The sequence below is a fragment of the Hymenobacter glaciei genome, from assembly GCF_039539585.1.
Lineage (GTDB): Bacteria > Bacteroidota > Bacteroidia > Cytophagales > Hymenobacteraceae > Hymenobacter > Hymenobacter glaciei.
Map to the genome: position 1 here is coordinate 267906 of NZ_BAABDK010000031.1, position 17736 is coordinate 285641.

The 17736-nt window shown below is 61.0% G+C and carries 15 protein-coding genes, 1 tRNA gene and 1 pseudogene; 7 read left to right on the plus strand and 10 right to left on the minus strand.

The genetic code is table 11. The features are described from left to right. The first annotated feature begins 223 nt into the window (after window positions 1–223). The 4 genes from ABD837_RS20885 (at window position 224) to ABD837_RS20900 (ending at window position 5344) form a co-directional block, all read left to right on the plus strand. Window positions 224–1237: a WD40/YVTN/BNR-like repeat-containing protein gene (locus ABD837_RS20885; RefSeq protein ID WP_345058483.1), complete on the plus strand. Its 1014-nt coding sequence runs from the start codon at window positions 224–226 to the stop codon at window positions 1235–1237. 3 nt (window positions 1238–1240) lie between these two features. Beyond that, entirely contained in the window at window positions 1241–1882 is a 642-nt protein-coding gene (locus ABD837_RS20890) for a hypothetical protein (RefSeq protein ID WP_345058485.1), read from the plus strand. Between the two features lie 94 nt (window positions 1883–1976). Beyond that, window positions 1977–3668 carry a hypothetical protein gene (locus tag ABD837_RS20895; protein WP_345058487.1) on the plus strand — a complete coding sequence of 564 codons (1692 nt, stop codon included), beginning with the start codon at window positions 1977–1979 and terminating at the stop codon, window positions 3666–3668. Window positions 3669–3700: 32 nt separating this feature from the next. Continuing rightward, on the plus strand, window positions 3701–5344 hold the full coding sequence (locus tag ABD837_RS20900; RefSeq protein WP_345058489.1) for a hypothetical protein: 1644 nt from the start codon (window positions 3701–3703) through the stop codon (window positions 5342–5344). 87 nt (window positions 5345–5431) lie between these two features. On the opposite strand, the gene ABD837_RS20905 is transcribed toward ABD837_RS20900, so the two are convergent. Both ABD837_RS20905 and ABD837_RS20910 read right to left on the minus strand, forming a co-directional pair. Further along, window positions 5432–6178 (minus strand): TIGR02757 family protein, encoded by a 747-nt coding sequence (locus ABD837_RS20905; RefSeq protein ID WP_425554366.1) that lies wholly within the window; start codon window positions 6176–6178, stop codon window positions 5432–5434. A 177-nt stretch (window positions 6179–6355) separates the two neighbouring features. Continuing rightward, entirely contained in the window at window positions 6356–7327 is a 972-nt protein-coding gene (locus ABD837_RS20910) for a LysM peptidoglycan-binding domain-containing protein (RefSeq protein ID WP_345058493.1), read from the minus strand. A gap of 191 nt (window positions 7328–7518) precedes the next feature. On the opposite strand from ABD837_RS20910, the gene kdsB reads away from it, so the two are divergent. Both kdsB and ABD837_RS20920 read left to right on the plus strand, forming a co-directional pair. Next, window positions 7519–8268, plus strand: coding sequence for a 3-deoxy-manno-octulosonate cytidylyltransferase (gene kdsB, locus ABD837_RS20915; protein ID WP_345058495.1), 750 nt, complete (start codon window positions 7519–7521; stop codon window positions 8266–8268). 165 nt (window positions 8269–8433) lie between these two features. Continuing rightward, complete coding sequence (locus tag ABD837_RS20920; RefSeq protein WP_345058497.1) at window positions 8434–9864, plus strand: RtcB family protein; 1431 nt, start codon at window positions 8434–8436, stop codon at window positions 9862–9864. A gap of 83 nt (window positions 9865–9947) precedes the next feature. On the opposite strand, the gene ABD837_RS20925 is transcribed toward ABD837_RS20920, so the two are convergent. The 5 genes from ABD837_RS20925 to gap form a co-directional block, all read right to left on the minus strand. Then, the gene (locus ABD837_RS20925; protein ID WP_345058499.1) at window positions 9948–11543 is read right to left on the minus strand and encodes a protein adenylyltransferase SelO; all 1596 of its coding nucleotides are present in this window, start codon (window positions 11541–11543) and stop codon (window positions 9948–9950) included. Between the two features lie 157 nt (window positions 11544–11700). Next, on the minus strand, window positions 11701–12138 hold the full coding sequence (locus tag ABD837_RS20930; protein WP_345058501.1) for a DUF1622 domain-containing protein: 438 nt from the start codon (window positions 12136–12138) through the stop codon (window positions 11701–11703). 114 nt (window positions 12139–12252) lie between these two features. Further along, the gene (locus tag ABD837_RS20935) at window positions 12253–12588 is read right to left on the minus strand and encodes a translation initiation factor (protein ID WP_345058503.1); all 336 of its coding nucleotides are present in this window, start codon (window positions 12586–12588) and stop codon (window positions 12253–12255) included. Window positions 12589–12676: 88 nt separating this feature from the next. Next, window positions 12677–13546: a diacylglycerol/lipid kinase family protein gene (locus ABD837_RS20940; RefSeq protein ID WP_345058505.1), complete on the minus strand. Its 870-nt coding sequence runs from the start codon at window positions 13544–13546 to the stop codon at window positions 12677–12679. A gap of 184 nt (window positions 13547–13730) precedes the next feature. Further along, complete coding sequence (gap, locus tag ABD837_RS20945) at window positions 13731–14738, minus strand: type I glyceraldehyde-3-phosphate dehydrogenase (RefSeq protein WP_345058507.1); 1008 nt, start codon at window positions 14736–14738, stop codon at window positions 13731–13733. Window positions 14739–15055: 317 nt separating this feature from the next. On the opposite strand from gap, the gene ABD837_RS20950 reads away from it, so the two are divergent. After that, window positions 15056–15127: transfer RNA gene (locus tag ABD837_RS20950), tRNA-Glu, on the plus strand. 568 nt (window positions 15128–15695) lie between these two features. Here the strand turns inward: ABD837_RS20950 and ABD837_RS20955 are convergent. From ABD837_RS20955 to ABD837_RS20960, 3 genes and pseudogenes are all read right to left on the minus strand, one after another. After that, window positions 15696–16151 carry a DDE-type integrase/transposase/recombinase gene (locus tag ABD837_RS20955; protein WP_345058509.1) on the minus strand — a complete coding sequence of 152 codons (456 nt, stop codon included), beginning with the start codon at window positions 16149–16151 and terminating at the stop codon, window positions 15696–15698. 17 nt (window positions 16152–16168) lie between these two features. Next, a pseudogene (locus tag ABD837_RS25065) lies at window positions 16169–16324 on the minus strand (IS3-like element ISKpn18 family transposase); the annotation flags it as partial. 159 nt (window positions 16325–16483) lie between these two features. Next, complete coding sequence (locus ABD837_RS20960) at window positions 16484–16678, minus strand: transposase (protein ID WP_345058511.1); 195 nt, start codon at window positions 16676–16678, stop codon at window positions 16484–16486. Window positions 16679–17736 lie beyond the last annotated feature (1058 nt).

Sequence of the window (17736 nt, forward strand, 5' to 3'; positions counted from 1 at the left end):
AGCAGGTAAGGCAGAAAACCCAGCGGGCAGCGCGTGGCAGACGCGCGCCAGCGTGTTTAACTCTACTTATCCACCCCACTCCAAACAGCGCGAAGTCGTGCTTCATCAGCAGCTTTCGGCTGCCCACGGTGCGAAAATAGCAGACCGCCAAAATACCTGCGCACAACTATTTCATTATCTGCTTTCGTGCCCGTAGCTTTGGAACGTCACCCATTGCGCGCACATGAAAAAACTTTACTGGGCATTGAGCCTGGGCTTGCTGGCAACCGCCGGCTGCAAGGAGGAAAAATACGTTTTCGATTCCTATTCTACCATGCGCTATGATGCGCTGAAGCTGCCCACGGCAGCCGATACCCTGGCCCTGCGCACGGTCGACTTTGTGTCGGCGAGCCAGGGATTTGTGGGCGGCGACCGCGGCGCGCTCTACACCACCACCGACGCGGGCCAGACCTGGACGCGCCTCCTTTCGCTGGGAACCCGCACGGTAAACAAACTGCTGTTTACCTCGGCCACCACCGGCTGGGCGGGCACCGATACCGGCCTGTACCGCACCACCAACGGCGGCCAGACGTGGGCCTACGTGCCCACCTACAACGGGTACGGCTCGACGGGGGCGGCCATCCACGACGTGCAGTTTGTGACGCCCCAGGTGGGCTACGTGGTGGGGGCGGGCGCGCTCATCAACAAAACCACCAACGGCGGCGCCACCTGGACCAGCACCCACAACTACTACTTCAAGAGCTACTCCATGCGGGCCGTCTCGTTCAGCACGCCCGACTCCGGGATGGTGGTGGGCGACAGCTACGCCAAGTGGACCACCAGCAATGGCGGGGCCACCTGGAACGTGTTCGACTCGTCGGGCGGCAGTTTCCAGAGCGACCAGCAATACGACGTGCTGCGCTTCAATGAAAAAAGCTACGTATTGGCCCGGGCCACTGGCTTCGAGGCCTATTCGCCCGCCGCGTCGGGCTACTATTTCCGGCCCGACGACCAGATGGGGCCGTTGTACGGGCTGGCCACGGCTGGGCCGCGGGGGCCGGTAGTAGCCGTGGGCTACCGCACCATTATCCGGCAGCACGCCGGCTATTCGCTGAGCGAAAACACGCCCTGGGTGAACGTACACACCCCCACGGGCACCAGCTTTGCCGAAACGTTTTACGCCGCCGACTTCGCCGATAGCGGCACGTTCTACGCCGTGGGTGCGCGCGGCCTCATCTACCGTTTCCACTACCAATAACCCATGAGGGCAATTTTTATCGCGCTGGCGCTTGGTGCCGGCGGTCTGGCAACTCCGGTGGCGCAGGCGCAGGTCAGCAAGTTTCATAGCAGCCTGGGCGTGGGCGCCGTGCCGGTGCACGCGCGCTACATCGAGCAGGCCAACCCCTACGGCTACTCGGGCATAACGCCCGGCTACGTCATCAAGGAAGTGAACGCGCTGCCCCTGGTGCTGACCGGCAACCTGGGCTTCGATGCACCGCTGCTGCAGTTTAGCGGCGGCGAGCAGTCGCTGGGCATCTCGCTGAACGCGGCGGCCGGCCTGATGGGCACCACCCAGGAGGATGCGGAGGGCTTCAACAAGCAGATTATCCTCGATTTTCCGGAGTATGCCACCTACCGCTTTGGGGCCAAGGCCAGCAAGCACTCGAAGAAGGACTTTGGCGTGGGCGTAGGCCTGGGCTACCGTTTCTGCCGGTTTTACCTGCCCTTTAGTGCGCCCAGCGCCATGCTCGAGGGCGTGTACGCCACTTCCGATACCGACTGGTTTCTGCGGGTGAGCGCCGACCTGCGGGCCACGCGCTACTACACGCTCTTGTCGAGCGAAGGGCCGGTCGAGTCGCTGCGGCTGCGGGCCTTCACCGTGCTTTTAGGCAAGTCGTTTTAAGAAACATTCCGGGACTATCCCCACCGCTGCTCCAGCCGTCGACCGACGGCACCAGGGCGGCCTCCTACCCTATCCATACCCCTATTTTCTGTTCATGAAATCTCCTTACCTCCCGCTGGCAGCATTGCTGCTGGCAGTTGGCAGCGTGGCCGCGCAGGCACCCGTGGCGCTGCAATCGGTGCAAACCATCAGCCTGCCCGGGCGCGGCATCCTGGGCGGCACCGTGAACCTGCCCAACCACAACACGGTGCTGCTGCTCACCGATGCGGCTTCGGCGGACGTGACGGCCCAGTGCCTGGCCCCCGATGGCCGCACGCTCTGGAAAACAACCGCCACGCGCATGCAGCACGCCACCGAAAGCAGCTACTTCCTCGATACGCGCCAAATGGCCCTGGGCCAGCTGGCCCGCGAAGACAAGCAGCGCCGCAAGGACCGCACGGCGGCCCAGCTGTTTCCGGCCAACGTGTTCAGCGACGGCAACAGCGTGGTGCTGGCCGAGCGCCTCGACGGCGACGCCATCAAGGACCTGCCCAAAGAGCAGGCCCGCCAGCTGAAGGAGGGCCAGACCAACGTGCAGCGCATCGACGAGCAGGGCCACCTCACCCAGTTTTTGTTTAACCCGCGCCCGAGCCCGGACTCGAAAAAGACCGAGGCCGTTGCCTTTGGGCGCTACGCCGATGCCAAGGGCTACGCGGAAGTGGTGCGCGAAACCAACAAGCGCGAGGAAACGCTGGTGTTCTGCACCATGCACTACGACCTGCAAACCAAAACCGTGCGCCGCGAGCCCCTGGAGCTGCCCGCTACGCCCAAGCACATCACGGGCATGACCCGCTTCCGCTACTGGTACCAGGAGTGGGCCTTTTTGGGCCACCGCCCCAACCAAACGTACTTCTGCCGCCGCACCCTGGTGAATGGCCCCGACGACAAGCCCGGCAAGCAGCCCATCACCTACCAGGTGTACATCGTGGACGACCAGGGCAAGCAAACCGGCGGTTTCAGCACCACGCTGGGCCTCAACCCGGGCACCATCCCCGCTTATTCGGGCCAGATGCCCAACCCCGGCGAGCTCAACCACATTCCGAACTACTACACCGTGTCGGCGGGCCGCAACAGCTACGTCACCTACGACGAGTGGAACACGTCGTCGGGAGGCACCGGCTCGTTCTACCTCGACCACGCCACCGGCGAGGTGCTCATCTTCGGCGAGTATGCCGAGGGCAACCTGCCCGACCTCACCCAGACCGAGCTGCTGGGCTTTTTCGAGCGCCGCTTCAGCACCGATGGCCGCACGGTGGCCCAGATGCAGGGCCCGTACAGCGATGCCATGCGCGCCAACAAAAAAAGCGGCAGCTTCAAGGGCAACTACAACCGCAGCACCCGCTTCCACCTCGACCCGCTCACCGGCCAGAGCCAGTTCAGCTTCGCGCCGCTGTTGTATTTCGGCCGCAGCGAAGACTTTGAACTGCTGATGGACCGCGACCTGAAGCCTCAGCGCTACGACTACCTCTCGGGCAAGGACAAGGACGAACGGCTGTATTCCTACGTGGTATATGCCCAACCCTTTTACATCAGCTCCGGGCACGGCATGGTCGATGAAGTGCGCATTTACGAGCACCCCGGCAAGGGCGACCACCCCGTGTACACGGCCATTGAGAAGCTGCGCCGCTCGGTAGGGGTTGACGCCGCCAACTACCGCTTTTACCTGAGCCCCACCAGCACCGACTCCGGCCTCGTCATCGAGCAGAAAGACTCGCCCGGCGGCTCGCTGCAGGTGTACCGGTTTTAGTCTGTACAGCACCTATCCTCATCCTTTCCATTATGAAAGTTCTGACTTGCCTGCCACTGGGGTTGCTGCTGGCTGCCGGCACATTGCGGGCAGCTCCGCCCACACGGCCGGTTCCGCCGCAAGGCCCCGTGCGCACGCTCGAAACCGGCAAGGATGAGTTGCTGCACGCCACCATCACGCTGCCCAACCACAACACCCTACTGTTTTTTCCGGGCCTGAAACGGAGCAAGGTGCGCGTCGTAGCGCTGCAGCCCGACGGCTCGCCTGCCTGGGAAGCCACGCTGCTCAAGGCCCAGGTAATGCGGGGCGCCGGCTTGCTGAGCAGCTCCGGTGCACCGTCCGATGAAAGCCTCATCACCACGATGCCGCTGTTCATGACCAGCGCCGAAAACACCGCCTATACCGTGGAGCCCATCAGCGACGGCGCCCCCGAGCAGGGCGTGCCGCGCAACGCGTTGGTGGTGCAGGCAATTTCGCCCACCGGCGACATCCGCGGCAAGGTATTTAAGGTGCCCGAGGTACCGGCTAAGACTGAGCGCGCGGTCATCACGGCATTTGCCGAGCCGGGCGTGGTGTACGTGCTGGCCCGCGAGAGCAGCGTGCGCGAAAAAACCTCGCAGCTCTACCTCGACCGCTGCGACCTGGCCACTGGCAAGCTCACGCAGCTCGCCCTCAACCTGCCGCCCGCCGCCAACGTGCAGCACGCCGATGACTTCGACCTCGACTGGGTATTTGCGGGCTTCCAGGCCGGCACCTGCCACTTCTACCGGGCCCTGCGCGGAGCCGATAAACGCGCCGATGCCCGCCGCACCCCCGTCGAGTTTGAGGTAATGCGCCTCGCCGCCGCCGATGGCCACCGCCTGGGCGGCTTCGTTACGAAGCTGCACCAGGGCCTACCCGTCAAACACTACCTGCAAGGCGGTATCAGCTTTCCGCACACCGGTGTGGCGCGGCCCCCGCGCTCGCTCACTACCGCCGGTAAAACCGTAAGTCTCAGCCGCACCTTTTACCTCGAAACCGGCGGCGACTGCGAAGTTTTGCTCGACGAGACGACCGGCGGCTACCTGTTTGCCGGCCAGTACACCAACGAAATTGCCTCAGCCGGCGGCAGCGGCTTGCCGGGTCTGGGCACGTTTGCCCAGCGCTACTCCGCCGATGGCAACCTGCTCAAAGCTAGTATTGCCCCCTACGCGAGCGTGCCGGGCTTTGATGAGGACATGCTGCGGCCTCGCAGCACCATGCTCGTCTTTATTCCCGGCATGCTGCTGCAGTCTCCTTTCACGCAGGAGCTCACGTTTGAATTCAGCACCCGCGATGGCGGCGTAATGGCCTCGTCGTTCGACGCGCAACTGAGTGCTGCCCCGCGCCAGCTGCTGTCGTTCGAAAAACGCAAAGGCCAGGAAGCCGTGTTCTTCAGCGGCCCCAGCTACCTCGAAAGCCCCGACAACACCACCGGCGCCGCGCAGCGCCACCTGCTCGGGGGCGGTCTGCTGGCCTCCTCTTCGGAGATGTACCGCAAAATTGGCCAAGTAGTGGAAGCCCACGCCAACGACAAAACCCGGAAGGGCCACACGTTCTACGTGTACTCGGTTTCGGCTACCGGCCCGGCCTCCGCGCTGGTCATTGTCGCACCCTACGAGCAGGGCAAGCCCGTGAGCGTGTACAACGTGAATTAGGCCTCCAACCCCGCCAGTATGTCGAAGGCCGGCCGCGTATGAAGCGGCCGGCCTTCTTTTTTGCGCTCCTGCCTGGGGCGAAAAAAGCTACTTATCCACTCCCGCCCCGAACAGTGCGAAGTCGTACTTCACCGGGTCGGTGGGGTCGAGCAGGCGCAGGTTGGCGGTGAGCTCTTCGGCAGCCTGCCAGTCCACAAGCTTGCGAGTGAGCAGGCCCAGCGGGCGGGCCTGGCGCTCCACGTGCAGGTCGATGGGCATGATGAGGTCGGCCATTGATAGGCGGTTCCAGAGGCCGAAGTCGACTCCGTGCTCATCGCGGCGTACCATCCAGCGCAGGTACATGTTCACGCGCTTGCAGGCCGAGCCCCGGGCCGGGGTGGCCACGTGCTTGCGGGTGCGGGCGGGCGCATCGGGCAGGCTAAAAAAATGGTTGTGGAAATTAATGAGCCGCTCGCGCTGCGAGTGCCCCACCAGAAACGCGGTTTCCAGCGTGTCGTGCTGCTGGTACCAGTCGCGCAGAAAGTGCACGAAGTACAGCAAGTCGGTATCGCAAAAGGTGCGGTGGCAAAAGCCCAGCAACCCCTTCAAGTCCTCGTCGTGGTGCTGGGTGATGAATTGATGAGGCGCATTATCCATGCGGCGCATCAGCTCGTTGCACTTGTTGATGATGGTGGGCCGCTGCCCCCAGGCCAGCAGCGCCGCAAACAGCCCCGAAATTTCAATATCGGCCCGCGCACTGAAGCGGTGCGGAATCTGAATGGGGTCGTTGGCGATGAAATCCGGGCGGTTGTAGCGCACATACTGCGCATCAAGCTGGCGACGGAGTTGCGGGATGTTCAAAGCGGAAGAGTAAAAATAGTTGGTAGAGGCACCATTAAAGCAGCACGTCATGCTGAGCTGGTCGAAGCATCTCTACTGCCCTACTAAAATTGATTAGTTGCGCGGTAGAGATGCTTCGACCAGCTCAGCATGACGTGCTTTTTTGTCAACGGCTTTAAATTAAGCGGTGCGCTACGGCTCCGGGATGTAGTTCGTCTCAACGCGGAAGCGGGAATCCCCCGTGCCGAGCTTTTGCACCGCGCGGGGCGACAGGCGCACCAGAATGTTGTTGTTCTCGCCGGTGTTGGGCAGCTTGCCGATGACGCGCACGTACACGTAGAGGCCGTTCATGGCATTTCTCACCTGCATGATGGTGCCAACGGGGGCCGTTTTGTGCAGCGCCAGGTACTTCTCGGTCGTACTGTTCTCGATGGACGCACCCAGGCCCGATTCTACCACGCGGCCCAGCAGTTCGCTGGCGCGGGTGGGGGTGCGCTCGGGCTTTTCTTCGCGCTCTTCCTTCCTTTGCTCGCGGTCGGTCGGCTTGTCGGGGGTTACAGTGGCTACCTGGGCGGGCTTGTCGGGGGCCGGGGTGGCGGGCGTTTTGCTGGCTGGTATGGCCTCTGTTTCGGCTGGGCGCACGGTTGTAGTTACTTTGGCCGAGGCCGCTGTTTCTTCGGTAGCGGCGAGTAGCAGCTGCTGGCCGGCGCGCACGGTGCCGCCTGCGGGCAGCTTGTTCAGCTTTATTAACTCCTCGGGCGAAAGCTGGTAGCGATTGGCAATGGCAAACAGGGTTTCGCCCTTGCGCACCGTGTAGCGAGCGGGCACGGGGCCCACGGGCGTAGCACTGGCAGCCGTGGTTTTGGCCGGTGCGGCGGCGCTGGCTTTGCCGGCAGCCGGACGGGGCACGTACACAATCTGGCCGATGCCGAGGCCGTTTTTAATCTGCGGGTTGGCCGCGTTGAGCTGGGCCAGGGTCACGCCGTAGCGGCGCGTGAGGGCGGTGAGGGTTTCGCCGGGCCCCACGCGGTGTTTCACGAAGCGCTGGCCGCCGCGCATTTCCTGGCCAATGGAGTCGGGAGGCGCAGCTTTGGCGGCCGCGGGTTTGCCGGGGCCGGGGCTGTTCAGGGCCAGCACCGTCAGCAGCGAAATAAATACAGTCATGATAGTAGCCTTGCAAAATTCACGTTTCCCCCGCCCGGGAGAGCCGGGCAGGCCGCCCGCGCTGGCAAAATAACGCAAAAACCGGCGGGGAATTGGCTGCGCCTCGTTTCAACTCGCCGCAGGCCCGTTCTTTGGCGCACAATCCGGAAAGAAATTCCGACTTTTCACGCCCACTTTCCAGTTCCTATTCTATGGTTCTCGGCCTCATTCCTGCCCGCTATGCCTCCACCCGCCTGCCCGGCAAGCCGCTCGTCGACCTCGGCGGGCAGAGCATGATTGAGCGCGTGGTGCGCCAGGCCCGGCAGGCCAACCTGGCTCGTGTGGTGGTGGCCACCGACGACGAGCGCATTCTGCGCCACGTGCAGGAGTTCGGCGGCGAGGCCGTGCTCACCCGCCCCGACCACCCCAGCGGCACCGACCGCCTCTGGGAAGCCTTCCAGCAGCTTGGCGCCCCGGCCGACGTGCACTGCATCGTCAACATCCAGGGCGACGAGCCGTTCATTCACCCCGCTCAAATCAATGCTCTGGCTGATTTATTCGCTGACCCGGCCACTGCGCCTGCCATTGCCACGCTCGTTAAGCCCGTGGTGTCGGCCGAGGAATTATTCAGCCCGCACCTGCCCAAGGTTGTGCTCGATGCGCAGGGCCACGCCCTGTACTTCAGCCGCCACCCCCTGCCCTACCAGCGCAACCGCCCCGAGGCCGACTGGCTGGCCCACCACCGCTACCTGCGCCACCTGGGCCTGTATGCCTACCAGCCCGCGGTACTTGGGCAACTCACGCGCCTGCCCGTATCGCCCCTCGAAGCTGCCGAGAGCCTTGAGCAGCTCCGCTGGCTCGAAGCAGGCTACCAAATTCGCTGCGCCGAGACGGAGCTGGATGCGTTCGGAATTGATACCCCAGAGGATGTGGAAAAAGCCCGTGTCCGGCTGGGTGCGTAGTCGAAGTCTAAAGAAAAAGTCGCATTGGTTAGGGTTGGTAAACTGCTGGAAGTCCAGCGTTTTCATTAGGGTAACACCTGGGAAAGCACCTCCGTTGAGCCAAGCTCAACCATAACCCGCACCTGAGAACTTCCGCTACAAGCAGTCCACCCACCCTGCTGTATCATGGCGACTCTTAAGCTACGTGGCAACGACCTGCGCAAACTTGGCTACCCCGAAGGCCGCCCCATTACGCTAGCGCTCGACATTCTGGAAGACCGGCAGCTGCGCAAGCTGGACAAAGGCAGCGCCCTGGCACTGCTGCAGAAAATTAAAGAAGACCCTTACGCCTACCTGCGCGATTCGCTGTGGCGTGAGTTGGCCAAGGAATTCGTGCCCGACCCCAGCCGCTCGGCGGTCCTCAACCCGGAAGTGAAAGACTACCGGCGCTACGGCGATGCATTTATTGAAGACGGTGCCCGCCGGCAGATGGATACCGCCATGCAGCTGCCCGTAACGCTCGACGGGGCCCTAATGCCCGATGCCCACCAGGGTTACGGGCTGCCCATCGGTGGGGTACTGGCCGTGGACAACGCCGTGATTCCCTACGGCGTGGGCATGGACATTGGCTGTCGCATGGCCCTGTCGGTATTTGCCCTGCCCCCGCGTTACCTGGAGCAGCGGACTCAGGAGCTCAAAAAAATGCTGCATGCCAACACGCGCTTCGGCGGCAAGGAGGTATTCAAGAACCCCACCGATGACGCCGTGCTGGACCGGCCGGAGTTCAAGGAAATCAGCGTGGTGCGCGGCAAGCACGAAGCCGCCGTGAAGCAGCTTGGCTCGTCGGGCTCGGGCAACCACTTCGTGGAATGGGGCCTGGTCGACATCACGGCCGAAGACAACGAACTGGGCGTGCCCGTAGGCCAATACCTGGGGCTGCTCTCGCACAGTGGTTCGCGGGGGCTAGGCGCGGCCATTGCCCAGCACTACACCAAAATAGCCATGAAAAAATGCCCGCTGCCGCCCGAGGCACGCTACCTCGCTTGGCTCGACCTCGACTCGCAGGAAGGTCAGGAGTACTGGCGGGCCATGAACCTGGCCGGCGATTACGCCTCGGCTTGCCACCGCGACATTCACCGTCGCCTAAGCCAGGCCTTGGGCGAAAAGCCCTTGGCCAAAGTAGAAAACCACCACAACTTCGCCTGGAAAGAAACCTTGCCCAACGGCCGTGAAGCCATAGTGCACCGAAAGGGGGCAACCCCGGCAGGCGCTGGCGTGCTGGGTGTCATTCCAGGGTCGATGACGGCCCCAGGCTTTATCGTGCGCGGCCGGGGCGAGCAGGATTCCATCCAATCAGCGTCGCACGGAGCTGGGCGGCGGCTCTCGCGCACCCAGGCCAAGCTGCAGGTGTCGGAAGGAGAGCTACGCCGGTTGCTACGCGACCAGGGCGTCGAGCTCATTGGCGGCGGACTCGATGAAGCCCCGATGGCCTACAAGGACATTCATCAGGTAATGGCCCACCAGCGCGACTTAGTGGACGTGCTGGGCTCGTTCACACCCAAAATCGTGCGCATGGATGCCGGTGGCGGAAGCCACAGCAAGTACGGCGGCGAGTAGCTCAGCTATCGATAACCCATAAAAGAACAGGGATAAAACAGTACGTCTGTTTTATCCCTGTTCTTTTATGGGCAATGCTGCTTTTACGAACTGCACGACAACGTGGCACAGCCCGGTTTGTCGCGGGCCCAGTCGGGCCGCTTGCCAGCCAGCTCCTCATGCTCAGGGTGTTCATCAAAGGGCGTTTTCAGCACGTTAAACAGTGTTTCGAGTGGGGCCAAGTCCCCTGCTTCGGCTGCCTCGATGGCATTCTGGGCAAGGTAGTTGCGCAGCACAAACTTGGGGTTGGCCTGTAACATCGCCTCCCGAATGGCTTCGGCGGAGGCAGGCTCCTGCCGCAGCCGCTCCGTGTAGCGGTGGAGCCATGCCCGCAGGGTCTGGTCCTCGTTGGGAGCAATGGAGTAGGCCGCTTTCTCAAGCAGCTTGCTAAACAAGGCTTCTTCGTTTCCAGTGGCGGCCAGCAGCTCCGGTGCCAGGTGGGCAAGCTGTCGGAAGAAGATGGTCATGTCGATTTCTGGCTCGGCCAGGGCAGCGGGAAGGTCCTCAATTAATGACTGGTCGCCGGCCCGGTCCAGCGAAGTGAGGCCCAGCTTGCGCAGAAACAATTCGTGCTGCGTGGCGGCCAGCGTCTCGGCGTACACATCGAGGCCGGGGCGTAGCGCCCGGGCATCTTCTACCAGCGGCGAAAGGGCCTGGGCCAAGGCCATCAGGTTCCACATGGCCACGTGGGGTTGCTGCCCGAAGGCGTAGCGGCGCGAGCCAAAATCGGTGGTATTGGGCGTCCAGTCGGGGTCGTAGGGCTCGAGCCAGCCGTAGGGGCCGTAGTCAATGGTGAGGCCCAGAATGGACATGTTATCGGTGTTCATCACGCCGTGCACGAAGCCCACGCTCATCCAGTGCGCCACCATCACGGCCGTTCGGCGGGCCACTTCCTCAAACCAGTGCACGTACACTGCCGGCGAGGGTTCCCCTAACTCGGGGTAATGGTGGCGCAGCACGTAGTTGGCCAGGGCCCGCAGATTGTCCAACTCGTTATGAGCGGCCATAATCTGAAAGTTGCCAAAGCGAATGAACGTTGGAGCTACCCGCGCTACAATGGCCCCTGGCTCGGGCGCGGCATTGCCGTTGTAAAACATGTCGCGCACCACGTCGGCGCCGGTTGTTACCAGGCTAAGGGCCCGCGTGGTGGGCACACCGAGGTAGTGCATGGCTTCACTGCACAAGAACTCCCGCACCGACGAGCGCAGCACCGCCCGGCCATCGGCGCGGCGCGAGTACGGTGTGGGCCCAGCTCCTTTCAGCTGTATCTCCCAGCGTGAGCCATCTACGGCTGGTACCTGGCCCAGGGAAATGGCGCGGCCATCGCCCAGTTGCCCGGCCCAATTACCAAACTGATGCCCCCCGTAACGTGCGGCAAAGGGCTTCATGCCCGAAGTAAGCAGGTTGCCAGCTAGCATGGCAACCGCCGCGCTGCGCTCCTCTGGCCGGGCCAGGCCCAGAAACCCGCCGAGCTCCTCGGACCACGCTAGTATTTTCGGGTCGGGCACCGGCGAGGGTGCCACCCGCGAATAACAATAGCCGGGAACCTGGCGCGAGCCCTTATTGCCGGACAATTCGCCGCGCAGCTCTTCTACAAAGGGATTTTCAAACGGAACTTGGTCAAGTGGTGCAGTTGGCATAAGTATGCAGGTAGTTAGGCAATGATAGAAGGTATCGGGAAGCTTGCAAGACGCGCAGCATTGCGCTGACTCCAGGTTCTGGAGAGCATCAACGTCCCTTGGTAAACGCTCCAGTTGCACCTGGGGGTACATTTATCGGAGATGTAAACCCCGTATGTCAGTCCGCGCGTTCCACCACAGGCTTCTCGGCACTATCGGTCTGGCCACGCTCCTCGCGCATCTCCCGAGACAGGAAGTAGTTAAGAGCCGTACGGATGACTGCAATAGCACCGAGCTTGCCAATCTGCTCCCAGCTTGGCGCTATGGCTGTGCTCAGAATATCGGCTCCGAGCTGAAACTCCAGCGCCAGGGCTAAATACCGGGCCAGCGCCAACCGAATAGCCGTGAAATCAGCCGTTTGCTGCCGCATCAGCGCCTTCAGCAACAGCCAGCCGGCACTGAGTATACCCAGCGTTATAATAGTAGCGCCTACGGTCTCAACACCCAGCTTCAGCCACAATACGCCTTCAATAACAACGCTTTCGGCGCGGCCGTGCACCGAGGTTACATCGCGTGCGGCCTCAGGTAGCGCCGATAGAAAGAGTATGGATAACATGAACATAGGCCAGGCAATCGAATTAACAAGGTGAAGTATGGCACAGCCGGCCAATAAGTCGAGCTGCGCTGTACGGTTACCAGCGCAAGTACCAGCCCGAATGTATTCTTATCCCTAACCGCCGGCCTTTTTGGCTTTATAGCCTTCCTTCAGCAGTACCTCAAGCACCTTGTCGCGGAAGTCGCCCTGCACCACTACTTCCCCATCTTTGGCACTGCCGCCAACGCCGCACTTGGTTTTCAGCAGCTTGCCTAGGCTTTGCAGGTCGGCATCGGCACCCACAAAGCCGGTCACGAGCGTTACCTGCTTGCCCCCGCGCTGTTTCTTATCCAGCTGTACTCGCAATTGCTGTTGCTGGGGGGGCAACGTGGTAGCCGCTGTTGGCTCATTCGACTGATAGCCGAAATCGGGATTGGTGGAGTATACAACTCCCGTCCGGTTCTGTTTCATGCGCTAATAAGTTACTCGTTATTAATTGTTGCCAGAGTCAGCACCTTCTAATTAGTTGCAACTAACCGCTGGTTACTGACACCAAAAATCAAACCGCCACGGCCAATGCCAACGGCAGTAGGGCTACATCGAATTCAGTAGCGTGGCCCAGGTAGTCACCGTCGACGTGGAAGCCAATGGGTGCCTCGGCAACAACCCGTCCGCGTGGCACCCGGAAATACTCGGCGGCTTTGCTCTGTGGCAAGTTGCCAAGCGCCATCGCCAGACTCACCCGAAAGGCGCGCATGGCAGGCAATGCATCAATCAGGCACACATCTAGCAGGCCGTCGCGCAGGTCGGCCCGGGGGGCAATGTAGGCGTTGTTACCGTACTGCGAAGCATTGGCAAAAGCCAGCACGTAGCAGTCGGTGCTGATTTCCTGACCGTCGAGGGTAGCAACCACTGGCACCGAGCAATAGCGGCGGTACTCGCGCAGTGTTACCTGCAAGTAAGTGCTCAGGCCCCGCGAGCCGGCCATGGCAAAGTGCTGGCTTACGTGCGCATCAAACCCCAAACCGGCCGTGCAAAAGAACTCGTGGCCGTTGATAACGCCCACATCCATGCGGCTGAACGTGGGTGCGGCCAGCTGCCGCAAGGCGGCCGACAGGCCCAATGGCACCTTCAGGTGGCGCGCCAACCCATTGCCCGACCCTTGTGGAATGATGCCCAGGGCCGTTTCGGTGCCCAGCAGGCCGCGTCCCACCTCGTTCACAGTGCCATCGCCACCCACAGCAGCAACTATAGCAAATCCCTCGGCAGCAGCAGTTCGGGCCAGTTCCACGGCGTGCCCGGCATACTCCGTGAGCCTGATTTCATAGTCAGCTTCGCGTGCGCCGAAATAGCGCGCAATCAGCGCCGGCATGTCGTGGCGCTGGCTTGGGCCGGCTTTCGGATTTAAAATAAAGCAGGTTTTGGGCATGATAAACGCCCAGCGCAAGCTTGGCGGCTTTTAAACGAACCAATGAGTACTCGATAGGGAGAAATAAGACTAAGATTAGCACATCTTCCTATTGAATTTTTATCACACTATACTTATCAAACGAAAACGCCGCCCGCCTGCCAGTAAATGGCAACGCGGACGGCGTCTATTACGCGAGCAGCAATTAACCGTTCATTTGCTCACCGAGCTTCTGGATGAGGTCGGCGGTGCGGGTGGAGTAGCCGGTTTCGTTATCGTACCAGCCAATTACCTTAGCCAACGTGCCATTGGCCGAAGTCAGCTCCGAGTCGAAGATGCAGCTGTGGGGGTTGCCCACGATGTCAATGCTCACAATCGGGTCGGTGGTGTACTCAATAATTCCTTTCATAGGGCCATCAGCAGCAGCTTTAATAGCAGCATTGATTTGCTCCCTAGTCACCTCCTTTTTCAGGATAACAGTCAGGTCGGTCATCGAGCCATCCGGCACGGGCACGCGCATAGCCAGGCCGTCGAGCTTGCCCTTCAAGGTGGGCAGCACCAGACCTACGGCCTTAGCGGCCCCGGTGCTGGTCGGAATGATGCTATAAGCAGCGGCGCGAGCACGGCGCAGGTCCTTGTGAGGAGCATCCTGCAGGTTCTGGTCCGACGTGTAAGCATGCACCGTGGTGATGTAGCCTTTCTCGATGCCGAACGCATCGTCCAACACCTTGGCCATTGGGGCCAGGCAGTTGGTAGTGCAGCTAGCGTTGCTCAGAATGGTTTCCGAGCCGGTGAGGATGTCCTCGTTCACGCCCAAAACCACCGTGGGGATGTTGCCGGTAGCAGGTGCCGAAATCACTACTTTCTTGGCACCAGCGGTGAGGTGCTGGCCAGCGCCCGCCTCGTCCACGAAGCGACCAGTCGATTCCAGCACTACGTCAACCCCCATCTTGCCCCAGGGTAGTAACTTGGGGTCGCGCTCGGCCAGAGCGGCAATTTTCACCCCGTTCACGGTGAGGCTTTCCTCGTCGTAGCTCACGGTACCATCGAAACGGCCGTGTACGGAGTCATACTTTAGCAGGTGGGCCAACGTTTTGTTGTCGGTCAGGTCGTTGATAGCAACGATTTCCACGTTGTCGCGGCCAAGCAGCGACTTGAAGGTGAGACGGCCAATGCGGCCGAAGCCGTTGATGGCGACTTTAATTTTTGCCATTAGTAAAACAGAGAAAGATAGGTGGCAGGCTCCCACACTGGCAGCCATTGAAATGCGGGGCGAAGATAGTAGGCAGGCGCGGGTTAGTCACATGGGTCAGCGCCGGAGCGGTTCGATTCCGCTACGGACTACTAATAAGTAACGTGAATGGCCTTCCTTTTAGCCCGGCGCTGGCCGCCAAAGCGCAACGTCACCACACCCACAAAAATCTTTTCACCTGAAAAACAGCACCCTTTGCTTAATTCGGCACTTTTTTTTGCCTTGTTGCTTGTGTAGCAACAAGCGCGCCGTACCTTTGCATCATCAAAACGAATAACGGTCCGTTCGTCTAGGGGTTAGGACAGTAGATTTTCATTCTACCAACAGGGGTTCGATTCCCCTACGGACTACTAAAAAAGCCATTTCCGCACTGGAAATGGCTTTTTTTGCTTGTTGGGGGTAGACTGTGGGGCATGAGAACGGCCTACCTTACCTCTTTGGGGTGGGTTTACAGATGCCTCGCAGCTCCAATGCCAGCAGTATCTACCTTTGTCGGGCCGGGTGAATCAGTTGTCCCACTATTTCCCGCTTAGCGCCGGAGTTGTTGCGTTTCGCAGCGGCCCCGGCGCTTTTGCTTGCTCCTATGATTGAACGTGGGAGCAGATACTACCTTTCGGGATGCTTACTACTTTCATCGAGAGGCATCAAACCGCCAAAATCGTACTCACCCAAACAACCTATATGCACTTAGAGGTTGTGGAAGGGGTATTCAAGGTTGATTTCAAGGATAAAGCTGCTTTTAAACTTAAGCTAGGTATGTGGGGTGGTCCAGTAAAAACGGACAGTTCGCTAAGGTAGGTTGGTTTTTAGGTCCTGTTCAAATTGGTGGGGCGAGCGGTAGCCGAGCGCAGAGTGGCGGCGGTCGAGGTTAAAGTAGGAATCGAGGTAGTGGGCCACTTCCAAACGGGCTTTTTCGAGCTAGGCAAACGCGGTGCCGTGGGGCAGCAGTTCGGTTTTGAGTGTGCTCCAGCCGGCTTCGGCCTGGGCGTTATCGTACGGGTTGCCCGGTCGGCTAAAGCTGGGCACGGCCCCGGCCTGGTCGACGCGGGCCCGGCAGGCGGCGCTGGTGTACTGGCTGCCGCGGTCGGCGTGGACGATGAGTCCCGGTGCGGGCTGGCGCAGGGTCAGGGCTTGTGCCAGCGCCACCAGCACGAGTTCGGTGGGCATCTGCGCGGCCAGGTGCCAGCCCACGACCCGGCGCGAACACGCATCGCGCCACGTGGCCAGGTAGCACCAGCGCCCGCCCACGAGCGACAAATACGTGATGTCGCCGCCCCACACCCGGTCAGGGGCGGTGGGCGCGGGTCGGCCACGGTCGTCCGGGGCCGGTGCGGGCGGGTGCTCAGCGCCCGTAACGCGTGCCGGTGCAGCCACGAGCACAGGGCGTAACGGCCCACGTTATGGCCCTCGGCGTGTAGTTCGGCCCGCAAGCGCCGGGTGCCGTAGCGCCGGGCATGGCGCATGAAAGCGGCCTGCGCCGCTTCCTGCCACGGCGCAGCGGGCGGCGGCGAACGGCGGCGCCACGCGTAATACCCGGCCGTGCTCATGGCCAATACGCGGCAGAGTACCTGCACCGGCCACGGCTCCGTACAGCCCTCGATGAATACGTAACGACTGATGATTGAGCCGGTTGCGCAAAGATGGTAACGACTTTTTTTAAAATATCGCGCTCCATTTCCACGCGCTTGAGTTCGGCGCGCTCGACGCTACTGGGCACAGCTTGCGCCCGCCTTGCTGGGCCGCTGCCAGCGGCCCAGCAAGGCGGGCGAAATGCCTTGGGCGCGGGCCACGTCGCTTTGCCGGGCCCCGGCCGCTACTTGGCGCACGCACTTGGCTTTGAAGGCGAACGTGTATTTCTTACGGGTGGCGGATAAGCCACCAGGATTCAGTTTCTCGGTCATGGGCAGTGGAAGGTAAGACTTCTCACTGTCCGTTTTAACTAGACCACCTCACAAGGCCAAGTACAGCCAGTCTCCGACCTGGCGGGACAGATACGCAATGTCCCTAGCCAAGACCCAGCTCAGGGCGGGGGAGCCAGCTGGCCGAGTAAGCGACTAAGCGTGGCGTGCACTGCATAGTCAAACTCAGTGGCGCGGGGCACAAACAAGCGGGGCTGCAGGGGCCCATAGGCCGTGCGCTTTGAGCTCCCGACGGATGTGCCAGCGGCCGACCGCGTACCCTTGGCCTACACTTTGCCGCAGAGCGGGGGTGAACCATCGTGGTGTCCGTCATAAGCACCAGCTTCGGGCACGACTCCCTGCCGACCCTGTTCGACCGGCAGCTGTTGCCTACGGCGTTGCCAAACGCAGTTAGCCACCGGTGGCGCTCGCAGTCCCTGACCAGGCGAACGCACGACTACTTTGGCCAGCACACAGTGTAATATGCTAGTGAGAACTCCCTGTAGCGGGTGGCCGAAGATGACCTAGGCATTTTCACAAAGTTAATTCCCTGCTCCCTCTTCAGATGAGTGTACAGGGCGCTGACCTCTGGGTCACGGGCTACTACTTTGCGACCCATTTCAGCCACGAGTTTATCTTATTACTTGAATTACAATAGCTTGAAGATGATTCCCAACTGCCGCGTGGCGGCTAACATGCTACAGCTTTTACTGGTCAGACGCATGGCCTCGGCCTTAAAAGCTTGTCATGCTTGTGCCGTTTGTCAAGCGACGTGCCGTTAGTTTTGGTTGTCATCACACAAGAAACATATGTTCTTCTTCTGTTTGGCTTGGTTAGACAACCTTAGTAATTGATAATTACAATCTCAATCTTCATTAGGCCAATGCCAGATTATTTACGTTAGCGAATTTCTAAACCGGACGGATAGATGCGTTTAATAATAAAGCGGTGTAATATATAGCCAGCAAGCAATCTGCGAATCTACCGTCGGGGGCAGACAGCAAAATGCCCCTGCGGCTGGCAAAAGCGGCAGGGGCATTACGTGTAAAAAGGTTGGCGGC